The 11,549-nt window shown below is 47.0% G+C and carries 11 protein-coding genes; 7 read left to right on the top strand and 4 right to left on the bottom strand.

What is annotated here, in order from left to right; genetic code table 11:
- Positions 1–39: 39 nt before the first annotated feature.
- A complete protein-coding gene (gene efpL / locus ACXAGQ_RS27860) occupies positions 40–609 on the bottom strand; it encodes an elongation factor P-like protein EfpL (RefSeq protein WP_475258359.1) in 570 nt (189 codons plus the stop codon).
- Positions 610–651: 42 nt separating this feature from the next.
- Positions 652–2,226 (bottom strand): EAL domain-containing protein, encoded by a 1,575-nt coding sequence (locus ACXAGQ_RS27855; protein WP_475258357.1) that lies wholly within the window; start codon positions 2,224–2,226, stop codon positions 652–654.
- A 243-nt stretch (positions 2,227–2,469) separates the two neighbouring features.
- On the opposite strand from ACXAGQ_RS27855, the gene ACXAGQ_RS27850 reads away from it, so the two are divergent.
- The 3 genes from ACXAGQ_RS27850 to cobT are packed head-to-tail and all read left to right on the top strand — an operon-like array spanning position 2,470 to position 6,697.
- A complete protein-coding gene (locus ACXAGQ_RS27850) occupies positions 2,470–3,240 on the top strand; it encodes a nucleotidyltransferase domain-containing protein (protein ID WP_475258356.1) in 771 nt (256 codons plus the stop codon).
- A gap of 29 nt (positions 3,241–3,269) precedes the next feature.
- Positions 3,270–5,648 carry a DNA polymerase II gene (locus ACXAGQ_RS27845; protein WP_475258372.1) on the top strand — a complete coding sequence of 793 codons (2,379 nt, stop codon included), beginning with the start codon at positions 3,270–3,272 and terminating at the stop codon, positions 5,646–5,648.
- Positions 5,649–5,668: 20 nt separating this feature from the next.
- A complete protein-coding gene (cobT, locus tag ACXAGQ_RS27840) occupies positions 5,669–6,697 on the top strand; it encodes a nicotinate-nucleotide--dimethylbenzimidazole phosphoribosyltransferase (protein WP_475258354.1) in 1,029 nt (342 codons plus the stop codon).
- Positions 6,698–6,755: 58 nt separating this feature from the next.
- On the opposite strand, the gene ACXAGQ_RS27835 is transcribed toward cobT, so the two are convergent.
- A complete protein-coding gene (locus ACXAGQ_RS27835; protein WP_475258353.1) occupies positions 6,756–7,067 on the bottom strand; it encodes a hypothetical protein in 312 nt (103 codons plus the stop codon).
- Positions 7,068–7,300: 233 nt separating this feature from the next.
- On the opposite strand from ACXAGQ_RS27835, the gene ACXAGQ_RS27830 reads away from it, so the two are divergent.
- The 4 genes from ACXAGQ_RS27830 (at position 7,301) to ACXAGQ_RS27815 (ending at position 11,040) form a co-directional block, all read left to right on the top strand.
- A complete protein-coding gene (locus ACXAGQ_RS27830) occupies positions 7,301–7,555 on the top strand; it encodes a DUF1289 domain-containing protein (RefSeq protein ID WP_475258351.1) in 255 nt (84 codons plus the stop codon).
- Between the two features lie 154 nt (positions 7,556–7,709).
- Entirely contained in the window at positions 7,710–9,116 is a 1,407-nt protein-coding gene (locus ACXAGQ_RS27825) for an efflux RND transporter periplasmic adaptor subunit (RefSeq protein ID WP_475258349.1), read from the top strand.
- Positions 9,116–9,817, top strand: coding sequence for an ABC transporter ATP-binding protein (locus ACXAGQ_RS27820; protein ID WP_475258348.1), 702 nt, complete (start codon positions 9,116–9,118; stop codon positions 9,815–9,817). Before ACXAGQ_RS27825 ends, ACXAGQ_RS27820 begins: the two co-directional genes overlap by 1 nt.
- A complete protein-coding gene (locus ACXAGQ_RS27815; RefSeq protein ID WP_475258346.1) occupies positions 9,814–11,040 on the top strand; it encodes an ABC transporter permease in 1,227 nt (408 codons plus the stop codon). Before ACXAGQ_RS27820 ends, ACXAGQ_RS27815 begins: the two co-directional genes overlap by 4 nt.
- Positions 11,041–11,174: 134 nt before the next feature.
- Here the strand turns inward: ACXAGQ_RS27815 and rplY are convergent, their stop codons facing one another.
- The gene (gene rplY, locus ACXAGQ_RS27810) at positions 11,175–11,453 is read right to left on the bottom strand and encodes a 50S ribosomal protein L25 (protein WP_475258344.1); all 279 of its coding nucleotides are present in this window, start codon (positions 11,451–11,453) and stop codon (positions 11,175–11,177) included.
- Positions 11,454–11,549: the final 96 nt, after the last annotated feature.

The following is an 11,549-nucleotide window of genomic DNA, read 5'->3' as shown; positions in this document are numbered from 1 at the left end:
GCTCGAGGCTTCCCTTTATATTGGAAAAGTGACTGCTGATTAATCAGCACGACCCATGAACTTGCGCTCTTGAACGTTAACTTTCACTTTTTCACCAGTAGAGATGTACTCAGGTACCTGTACAGTCAGGCCTGTTGCGAAACGGGCTGGCTTAGTACGGGCAGAGGCTGATGCCCCTTTGATTGAAGGGTCAGTTTCTTCGATAACCAGTTCAACCGCAGATGGCAGCTCTAGGCCGGCAGCTTTTTCATTGACTAGAATGACGTGCAGACCTTGGGTGTCTTCAGTGATGAATAGCATTTCGTCAGCGATCTCTTCAGCGTTGAAGGTATACTGATCGAAGTTTTCTGTGTCCATGAAGATAATGCTTTCACCATCAGCGTATGAGTAAGCAACAGGGTGCTTTGTCATTTCAACAGTATCTACCACGTCATCAGCCTTAAGGCGCTCGTCGACACGGTGACCCGTTGTCAGGTCGGTACAACGCATTTTGTAGATTTTTGTACCGCCACGGCCGCCAGGTGTTGTAACTTCAATATCTTTCACTAACAACGTCTTGCCACCGGTTACAATGACAAAACCTTTTTTAACTTCACTAGCTCTTGGCATGGGCTATATCTTTCTGTTGGGAAAAACGGAAAATTACCACGGTTATTGCTGAACACCAACAATTTCCTGAACTGAAGGGCTAACTTCTTCCGGAAGTGTAGAGTGCACTTTGAATTTAGCCAAAAAACGCTCAAAAGGCATGGGTTTAGCGTATAAAAATCCTTGGCAGCTTTGGATATCTAAGGCTTTGACATGCTCGGCTTGTTCAACGGTTTCTACACCTTCGGCGATTAAGTGGCAATGAAGGTTATGGCCAATTTGGGCAATGTTCCCGAGGATGGACTTTGTCACCGCATCCGTTGCTGAAGCGGCAACGAAGGCCCGGTCAATTTTTATGATGTCAAAACTCAGCGCCTGCAAAGTAGAGAGCCCGGCATACCCTGTCCCAAAATCGTCCAGCGCCCACCTGATACCTTGGTCGCGAAGGGCCTGCATGCCGTTTTGCAACTGGAACACATCGGTATTTGAAAAGTTCTCGCGTTCGGAGAACTCCATAACGATACCGGTGCGCAATATAGGGTGGCGAGCAACAATATCCGAGACCGCCTTGACGAAGAAGGGGGATGCGATCATCGAGGCGGTGACATTGATAGAGAGATAGAAAGGTCTATCTATCGCCAACATAGCCGCTTTGTCTTGGGCTGCATGCTCTATAAGCTGCAACGTTATTGCATTGATTTGCCCTGATTGCTCGGCAGCAGGAACAAATTCCGCTGGCATCATTTTTTTCTTTTTCGGGTGTAGCCACCTAACCAGTAGCTCTGCGCCAATCCATTGCTCAGAATCAGCGGATACAATGGGTTGATACTCAGGATAGAACTCTCTGTTATTTATTCCTTTCTGGATCTCGGTATATAGCGGTACCCGGTTTAAAAAGAAATAGTGGGCGAGTAAAGCAACACCAAAGGCGTTCGCAATGATCAATAGTATCCCGGTGGGTAAGAATGTCATGATTAGGCTAAATAACAATACCTTGGTATAGCCAACAGCGATTCCTACTGGATAGTCCTTTGACTCCCAATATGTTTTATAAAATATGGAATCAGAACTGTTAATATCTTTATAGTTAGATAAATATCTACGGCGCTCATTATATAAATAGGCATAGACATTATGATGACTGGCGACTTCTTTTAACCAAAGCTCTAAGAAATTTTTATCAAAATGAATTTGATACCAGCCAGAATCAATATACATCATGAAGAATATTGATGTTTTACCACTTTCTTTATTATTGACCTGATAGATAGAGTATTTCTCGCCAGGTTGAAGCTTTTCAATTTCAACGTCAGCAACTTCTTCTTTAGTCAGTGTCGTGCTGCGGTCACTGCATATAGTGGTATTATTCCGGATAAATAATACTTCTTTAATGACACTGTTGTTTAGTGTCATTGCCTCAAGCGCACCACGGCTTTCTTCGCTGCAATCAGGGTACATTATTGCTATTGATGTTAATTGGCTTTCAATAGTAGATATTTCGGAAGTTATTGATGACAGCAATGTTTTAGCCGTGTCTTCTGACTTTTCTAGCGCGTACGCATTTATGTAGGCAAAGAAGGTAACTAAGCCTATGAATATCATACAAATAAAAATAAAAAATTGATTCTTTAAATTCATTATGTGGAGTCGAAGTCAAAAAGTAGGCAAATACTATAATAGTTTCATGTGTATTTACATTGAAATGTGTGAAATTATGAACATTTTATAACGAGGTCATTATCTTGTCGCCAAACAGTTTAATACTGACAATTATCTGTCATTATGGTGAGTGTTTATTGCTCAACTAGCTGTATGGTTAGGTATTGATAGCTTATTATTTGATATAATTAAAATCGATAGAATAGTTTTAGAGGGCTCCCAGTGACACGTGCTTTACCGGCATTCGCCTGTCCACAATCATTCCAACCAGCTTTTGGCGCAGTGATCGATGAGCTGATATACCAACTCAAACAGTGCTTCCCAAAATTACATAGTATTTATATCGCGGGTAGTGCTGCTCGCTGTCAGGCTGTGCCAGGGAGTTCTGACCTGAATGTGATTTTGGTGGTATCGGAGCCATTAACGGTAGCGGAACAAAGCATACTCAACAGCATTGTCGGCCGTATAGAGTGCCGATGTCCACAGGTTACGGCGATACCGGTTATAGTATTGTCTAAGCAAGAAGTATTAGACTTGGCCATGATCTTTAAATGGGGATTTTGGTTCAAGCATTGCTGCATGTGTGTTTATGGCGATGACCTTTCCAGCCGTTTCGGTTGCTTCGAACCGAGTTGGGATATTGGCAAGGCGATGAATGACGACTTGGCCGAGAAGCTAAACGATTACCGCCAGAAAATTATGGCCACCCGAAATGTCTCTCATTATTTGGGTTGTTGCCGCGAAGTCGCCAAAAAAATGATTTGGTCTTGTTACTCTTTGGTCTTTCACCGTTCAGGCCAGCTTGCATTGTCCATTGAGCAAGCGGCACAACAGTTCCTTTCATATTACCCGCAGCATGAAGTGGCGGTTGAGCGTTTGTTTCTTCTTATTTCAGGCCAGCAAGTCCCCAAAAAGGCTGTGTTGTTTATGATCAATGACTTTGGTCAGTGGATAGTGTCTGAATTTGATAAGATCGAACGTAAAATTGGTTAAGCGTTTACCAGCAAGCAAATGAGGTGTTTTTGCAAACTCAGTCAACAGGCTTTGTATTAACAAGGCAAAGCCGTGATGTTCGCGGCCAAACAGAGATTGTGCTTTGGGTGAGTACCGAGAATGGGCCTGCCAGGCTAGTGGTGAGTAACGACAAGCCGGTCTGCTTTATTCGCAAACAGGATCAAGCGATAGCTCAAGGAGAACTCCACAAAGCGGGTATACGGACAGACTGGAAGCCCCTTGCACTAAAGAATTTCCAGCATGATGAGATGACCGCTTGTTACTGCCATTCGATAAAAGACAGCCTTCAGCTTCCTAAGGTTCTGGCTGCTGCTGGTGTAGAAGCGTTTGAATCTGATATCCGCTTAGCAGACCGTTTTCTGATGGAACGCTTTATTTGTGGTGGTATCGCTTTTACCGGCGAGCGAAACACTAAGATGGGATTTGATGAGTATCATCAGGTCAAAGCCAAAGCGGCGGAATATAAACCTGATCTTTCCGTTGTTTCATTGGACATAGAATGCTCAGAAAAAGGGGTGCTCTATTCGGTTGGGTTGCATAGCGACAAAGATAGCCGAGTGATTATGGTCGGCGATGAGTCCTGCGACGAGGAGCACCATGACTGGATCCAATGGGTGGGCTCAGAGAAGGACTTATTACTCGCCCTAGAAGCGTGGTTCCTTCAGTATGACCCCGACATTATTATCGGTTGGAACGTTATAGATTTCGATTTCAACCTGCTGCTCAAACGTGCAGAGTGGAATGCCATTACGCTCCGTATGGGGAGGGGCAAGCAGCCGCCACACTGGCGAAAATCAACCCAGAACCCGAACCAAGGGTTTATTTCTATTCCTGGCCGGGTGGTGCTGGATGGTATTGATACCTTGAAAACGGCCACCTACAATTTTCGCTCTTGGTCATTGGAGTCAGTGTCACGAGAGTTACTCGGTGAAGGGAAGGATATCAACAATGTCCACGACCGGATGGCGGAAATTAACCAGATGTTCCGCGAAGACAAGGTCTCACTCGCTAAGTACAACCTACAAGACTGTAAGTTAGTATCGCGGATATTTGACCATACCCATTTGCTCGATTTTGCTATCGAGAGGAGTTGCCTGACAGGTGTTGAGCTTGATAGGATCGGCGGCTCGGTTGCGGCATTCACTAACCTGTACCTTCCTCAGCTACACCGTGCAGGCTATGTGGCGCCAAGCCTGGACAGTGAAAACTGGATTGCCAGCCCTGGTGGCTATGTGATGGACTCCAAGCCTGGTTTGTATGAATCGGTACTGGTGTTGGATTTCAAGTCTCTTTACCCTTCAATTATCCGTACCTTCCGAATTGACCCGCTTGGCTTGGTAGAAGGCTTGCTACAGGAAGAAGGTAAAGAAGATGACCAAGCAATTGCTGGCTTTAGGGGCGGGCGTTTCCACAGGACGAAACACTTCCTCCCGAAAATGATCGAATCGCTCTGGGCGGCGAGGGATCAAGCTAAGCGTGATGGTGAAAAAGCCTTTTCGCAGGCGATCAAAATTATCATGAATTCCTTTTATGGCGTATTGGGTTCTTCTGGTTGCCGTTTCTTTGATCATCGTTTGGCTTCCTCAATTACCATGCGTGGTCACGAGATCATGAAAACCACCCGAGAATTGATTGAAGCGAAAGGCTACGAGGTGATATATGGTGATACCGACTCGACATTTGTCTCGCTTAATCATGCCCATTCAGCAGAAAAAGCCGATGAGATTGGTCATGAGCTGGTGGCGTATATCAACAAGTGGTGGACCGAGCACTTGTGGGATGAATATCAAGTAGAGTCAGCTCTTGAGCTGGAGTACGAAACTCATTACCACAAGTTCTTGATGCCGACGATCCGTGGTCAGGAGACGGGCAGTAAAAAACGCTATGCCGGTTTGGTGATCAATAATGGCCAAGAGGAAATGGTCTACAAGGGGCTGGAAACCGTGCGTACCGATTGGACCCGGTTGGCACAGAGCTTCCAGCAGACGCTTTATTACCGCGTTTTTCATGATCAAGAAGTCGAAGAGTACGTAAGGCAATATGTGGAAGACACAAGAGCCGGTAAATTCGATGATGTGCTGGTGTACCGTAAGAGGTTACGCCGTAACTTGGCGGAGTATCAGAAAAATGTGCCCCCGCATGTCAGGGCGGCGCGGATGGCCGATGAGGTAAATCAGCGCCAGGGGCGTCCACTGCAATACCAGAACGGCGGCTGGATTGAATATGTGATTACAATCAATGGCCCTGAGCCTGTCGAAGCACAGCAAAGCCCAATTGACTATGAGCATTATATCGATAAGCAACTGAGGCCAGTTGCCGATGGGATTTTGCCTTTCATCGGGAAACACTTTGATGATATTACCGCGCCGCAGTTAGGATTATTTTAATTTTACAGCAAGGATACAGCATGTTTGACACCCGTTTTAGCGCCGACATCCAACAGCGCATCGACCAAAAAACCAAACCTTTGGGAGCGCTAGGCCAGTTAGAAAAAGTGGCTCATCAGCTAGCTCTGATCCAGAGCCAAGGTAGGGCGCAGGCGGTAGATAAGATTGCTATTGAGCAACCTATGGTGCTGGTGTTTGCCGGCGACCACGGTATTGCAGAGGAAGGCGTGAGTATTGCCCCGAGCGCGGTAACCCAGCAAATGGTGTTGAACTTCTTGGCTGGCGGGGCGGCGGTTAATTGTTTTTGCCGTGCCAATGAGGTTGCGATCAAGGTTATCGACTGCGGTATTCTACTACCTGTAGAGCAGGACTCCCCATTGCTGGTGAAACAACGCCTTGGCGATCGGACGGCAAATTTTGCTGTGGAGCCAGCTATGACAAAGGAACAGGTTGAGCAAGGCTTGGCCTTGGGGCAGCAGGTCGTAGAAGGTGTCATTAACCAAGGCTGCAACCTCATCATGTTTGGTGAAATGGGGATTGGCAATACCAGTAGCGCTTCAGCGCTCTTGGCTGCTGTGACAGGTGAGCCAGCCGAGCACTGTGTTGGCTTGGGCACAGGCGTCACAACACAGCAGCTTGAAAAGAAAAAACGCCTGGTGGCTCAGGGCGTCGCTCGTTGTCACTCAACAGAGCCAGAGGCACTACTTGCTGAGTTAGGCGGATTCGAGATCGTTCAAATGGTCGGTGGGTTTTTAGCGGCAGCCAAGTCTCGCACCCCTGTTCTTGTTGATGGTTTTATTGTTAGTGTCGCGGCATTGTTGGCAACGAAGATTGATCCAGCATGCCGGGATTATATGATTTTTGCTCATCAGTCGCATGAGTCTGGCCATCGTATTGCACTAGGGCAATTAGATGCCCAGCCGCTATTAGATCTATCACTGAGGCTAGGAGAGGGGACGGGCGCAGTATTGGCCGTGCCTTTACTAAGAGCTGCTGCGGAGTTCTATAACAATATGGCAAGTTTCGCCGAAGCTGGCGTAACAGTATAAATGTAAAAAAACCGCATCGAGATGCGGTTTTTTCTTTTCGGTCAGGCGATCTTTATGATCAACCGAAGTATTCGACGCTGGATACAGAACCCTTCATTGCGTGGATAGGATCAAATGCGATCGCGCCACGGTTTGGTGTGCAGATTTTGTAAACTTCATCACATTCGAAAATGGCCAAAACAGTTTCATCGGTTCTGAAAATTTCAGGAAGCGGCTTGCCAATCTCACAAGAACATTCGGCACCTTCATGCTGCCAAACAAGCTTATAAATGCGTTGGTTTTGCTCTGGTGCAGAAACGTGATTCGCAATTGAGTTGAATACTGCTTCTGCTTGTTGCGGGCTAGTTGCCGATGGTACAAAGAAATCCATGGTTCCCTCCTGGTTGAACGGCAGTCGCTGGAAAAGAAGAAATGACTGCACATAAGATGATGCTATCGATCCTGATAACCACAAAAGACTAGCAAAATTATCAACAAAAGTACAAGCTCGTGAATGGGCATTCATTCTGAGTGAGAAAATTCTTCTTTTCTAATATTGGGTAATAAGCTTATCTAGGGTTATTATCATTAATAGATAGTCACTTAGATGCAGTGGGAGGGGAATTGGAACAACTCGATTTTTTTATGGTTCCCAGCCCATGCGTTGGGGTTTGCCAGGCGAATAACCGTGGTTATTGCAAAGGTTGCTTCCGTAGCCGGGATGAGCGTTTTCATTGGCAAAAACTTACCAATGAGCAAAAGCGCAATGTCATCAGGCTTTGCAAGCAACGTTACCAGCGAGTCATGCGAGCCAAAGCGCAGCAAAATCGGCAAGATGACTCAGGTAGTGATGCCTCTCCGCAGCAGGAACTATTCTGATATGTTTGGCCATTGGCTTTACATATATTATTCATTCGCCAGGTAAATTGTTTCTGTTTTTTAGTGGTGAGTAAAACACTGTAAATCCCGTTCTCCTATCCACATACAGTTGTTAAGGTTTTCAATAGAATAATAAATATTGGGACCTTTCTTGATGAAAACCAAGCGATCCAAAATTGCCTTATCGATTGTCGCATTGGCCACTGTTGGTGCGATCTCTTTCTATTCACTCACGCCAGATAGTTTCAGCTCGAATAAGACTTCTGCCCAAACTTTTCGCACCGAGCAAGTGACTATTGGCAATGTGAGCAACCACGTCAGTGCCACGGGTTCGTTAACGGCGGTTAACGATGTCGTGGTCGGTGCACAGCTATCAGGGCAGATCATAAAGATCCATGCTGATTTCAACGATCCAGTTGAAGAAGGGCAGCTTTTGGCTGAAATTGATCCAGAATACTTTGCTGCTAAGGTTGCCCAGACCCAGGCGCTCAGGGATAAAAGTGCGGCTGATATCGAGGCGCAGAAGCTGATGATTGAACGCGCAAAGTTGAATTACCAGCGTTCGGTGAGGGAGCTGGCTCGGTCTCGCACTCTCTACAAGAACAAAAGTATCTCTGAAGATGCGCTTGATGTGATTGAAACCAACTCCCAGATGAGCAAATTAGACTGGGAGCAAAGTATTTCCCAGCTATCTATTCTCAGAGCAACCCATGCAGCCAATGAAGCAAGTCTAAAGCAGGCTCAGATTGATTTGGACCGGACTCGAATTGTTGCGCCAATCTCTGGCTTTGTGATTAATAGGACGGTTGAGGCCGGGCAAACCGTTGCTTCGAGTTATAACACTCCGGAGCTATTTACCTTGGCAAAAGATCTCTCTGATATGGAAATTGAAGCATTTATCGATGAGTCCGATATTGGTTTGGTGCAACTGGAACAGAGTGTTCAATTTTCTGTCGATGCCTACCCAGACCGCCAGTTCAATGGCAAGGTAAGTCAGATCCGTAAGGCACCGCAAGATAACAGCGGCGTGATCAGCTATATCGTCATTGTCTCAGCCCGAAACCCGAGCAATAGCTTGTTACCTGGGATGACCGCCAACCTGGATATTTCCATCGACAGCATTCGAGATGCGCAAAGAGTCAGCAATGCAGCTGTCCGTGCTGCTAGCCGGTATGCTCCGAGCAGCCAGCAACAAGGAGGTCGGGGGGATATCCTCTCCCGCTTTGCTCACCTCAATTTGACTGATGAACAAAAGCAGGCGTTGAAACAGGCACTGCCATCGGCGCCGTCTGCGCAGGGCGGGACGTCGAATACCGCGATGAGGCAGCAGCGCCAGCAGATGCAGAAAGTCTTGTCTTCAATACTGACCAAAGAGCAACGTGAATTGCAACGAAGGATCCGCAATGGCGAAGTTAAGGTCGGTCCGCTTCTTGTGCTCAACAACGGCGAGCTTGAAGTTATTCACGCGGAATTCGGTGTCAGTGATGACAGCTATTCGTCGGTGTTGAGCCCGGATATTTCAGGAATGCAGATCGTCACTCAGGTGAGGGATAACCGCTAATGGATGCCGCTATTGCATGTCGGGCGCTGAGCCACAGCTTTCCAATTGGGGAAGAACGCTTTCAGGTGCTGGATGACATTACTTTTGAGATTAATAAAGGCGAGATGGTGGCGATTATCGGGCCGTCAGGATCGGGCAAGTCGACTTTGATGAATGTGATTGGCTGCTTGATGACCCCAGAACAGGGTGATATCGAAATTCTCGGCAAGCCGACGCCTTCAATGTCCAAAGACCAGCTGGCAGAAATTAGGCAGAGCCATATCGGCTTTGTGTTTCAGCAATTTAACTTGTTGTCCCGCACCAGTGCATTGGAAAACGTCAAAATGCCACTCATGTATCGGGAGCAAAAAGTGGTTGATGCCAATGACAGGGCAAAACACTGCTTAGAGCTCGTCGGGTTGGGGGATAAATTGGAATCGCACCCCAACCAGCTTTCAGGCGGTCAGCAACAGCGGGTTGCGATAGCCAGGGCGATGATCAACCAGCCGGATATCTTGCTCGCCGATGAGCCAACGGGGGCACTGGACAGTAAAACCAGTGAAGATATCGTCGAGTTATTCAAGGAGCTTAACCGCCAAGGACAGACGATTGTGATTATTACCCACGATAATGAGGTGGCAGCCCAAGCCAATCGCATATTGCATATCAAGGACGGTAAGCTGGTTTTGGATCAGCAGAACCACTTGGAGGCGATAGCATGACGACTTTGATCACTGCGCTTACGTCGCTGAGAACACACTTGCTGCGCTCTATCTTAACCACGCTTGGTATCATTATTGGTATCAGTGCCGTAGTGATTATGTTTGCTCTCGGTGAAGGTGCACAGCGAGAGGTTGAAAAGCAGATTGAAAGCCATGGTACCAATTTGTTGATGGTTCGAGCTGGTGCTATCCGTAGCGGTGGCGCGTCGTCTGCCGCTGGTGCAACGAACAGGCTATCGATGTCTGATGTTACGCAAATCAAGGCGGAAATACCTGAAATTACTGCAGCGGGTGCAAATGTACAGGGGCAGGCACAGGTGGTATTTGGCAACCAGAACTGGAATACCTCAATCCAAGGTACTAACGCAGATTACTTGACGGCCAGTAACTGGGAAGTATCACAGGGCAGAGCCTTTAGCGATGAAGATCTGCGCCGCAACGCCAAGGTGGCACTGATTGGCAGAACGGTTGCCAAAGAGTTGTTCGATAGCGTTGATTATGCGCTTGATGAAGTGATACGTATCAATAAGGTACCGCTACGGATTATTGGTATCTTGGCAGAAAAAGGGCAGGACATACGAGGCCAAGACCAGGATGATTTGATTATTCTGCCGCTGACTACGGCTAACCGGCGGGTGATTGGCCGTAATGACAATAACGCTAACCGGGTAAGCCGAATCACATTGTCGGTCGAGGATGAGAGAGACATGGACATGGTGGCGGAAGAGGTGGAGAGATTGCTCTTGCAAAAACACCGTGTCGCCTCGCATCTGCCAAGCCCGTTTACCATTATGAACCTGACGGCGATGCTGCAAACGCGGGCGGAAGCTAATAAGGTATTCTCCTTACTGCTCTCTGGGGTAGCTGCTGTTTCCTTGCTAGTAGGTGGCATAGGGGTAATGAACATCATGCTGGTGAGCGTCACAGAGCGAACACGAGAGATCGGTTTACGTATGGCGGTAGGGGCGAAGCCTAAGCATATTCTCACCCAGTTTTTGATAGAGAGTGTGGTGTTGTGTTTGCTTGGCGCCTTTATAGGTATTGTATTGTCATTGCTTGCTGTATTGGTGCTTCAGCATGGCTTAGGCTGGCAGATGGTGGTATCACCTATGATTATCGTGGTAAGTATTACGGCGACCGCCATGATTGGGGTAGGGTTTGGGTTTTACCCCGCTTACAAAGCGTCTCAGCTCGATCCAATAGAAGCGCTGAGGCATGAATAAGTAACATTGTTATTGGTTAGTTTGAGGAAATGGCTGTTGATTTATCATCAGTCATTTTTTTGCAATGTAGATCGTCAGGTACAAAAAAAGCGCCATAAAGGCGCTTTTTATTATTGAGTATGAATCAACGGCGATTAAGCGCGTTTGAAGTCCATGTGCTCAACTTTTGGCTTGAACGCGTGACGCTGGATGTCTTGAGGCTTAACAGCAACTTCTTGACCGTCGATCACTAGAACGATACCTTCGTAGAACTCAGGCTTGTCCATTTGGTTGATCACTTCGTCGTGGTTTAGCTCGATAGATACAGGAGCTGCTTCGCCACCGTAAACGATTGCTGGGAACTTACCTGCGTGACGTAGGCGGCGGCTCGCACCTTTACCTAGGTCAGTACGTACTACTGCTTCAAATTTCATCTTAAATACTCTTTCAATTAAATTCACTGAGTAATGCGACCTTACTCAATGTCGTAAAAACGAGCGCGAATATTAGCAGCGTTCCCATTGTGCGGC

Source organism: Photobacterium sp. ABD4_091 (assembly GCF_056160145.1).
Note: the sequence above shows the minus strand (reverse complement) of the source record. Positions and strands in the feature narration are given on the sequence as shown.

Coding starts and splice junctions, on each gene's coding strand:
- ACXAGQ_RS27835 (WP_475258353.1), bottom strand. CDS start 7,067: ATGGATTTCTTTGTACCATCGGCAACTAGCCCGCAACAAGCAGAAGCA.
- ACXAGQ_RS27815 (WP_475258346.1), top strand. CDS start 9,814: ATGACGACTTTGATCACTGCGCTTACGTCGCTGAGAACACACTTGCTG.
- ACXAGQ_RS27820 (WP_475258348.1), top strand. CDS start 9,116: ATGGATGCCGCTATTGCATGTCGGGCGCTGAGCCACAGCTTTCCAATT.
- cobT (WP_475258354.1), top strand. CDS start 5,669: ATGTTTGACACCCGTTTTAGCGCCGACATCCAACAGCGCATCGACCAA.
- ACXAGQ_RS27855 (WP_475258357.1), bottom strand. CDS start 2,226: ATGAATTTAAAGAATCAATTTTTTATTTTTATTTGTATGATATTCATA.
- rplY (WP_475258344.1), bottom strand. CDS start 11,453: ATGAAATTTGAAGCAGTAGTACGTACTGACCTAGGTAAAGGTGCGAGC.
- efpL (WP_475258359.1), bottom strand. CDS start 609: ATGCCAAGAGCTAGTGAAGTTAAAAAAGGTTTTGTCATTGTAACCGGT.
- ACXAGQ_RS27825 (WP_475258349.1), top strand. CDS start 7,710: ATGAAAACCAAGCGATCCAAAATTGCCTTATCGATTGTCGCATTGGCC.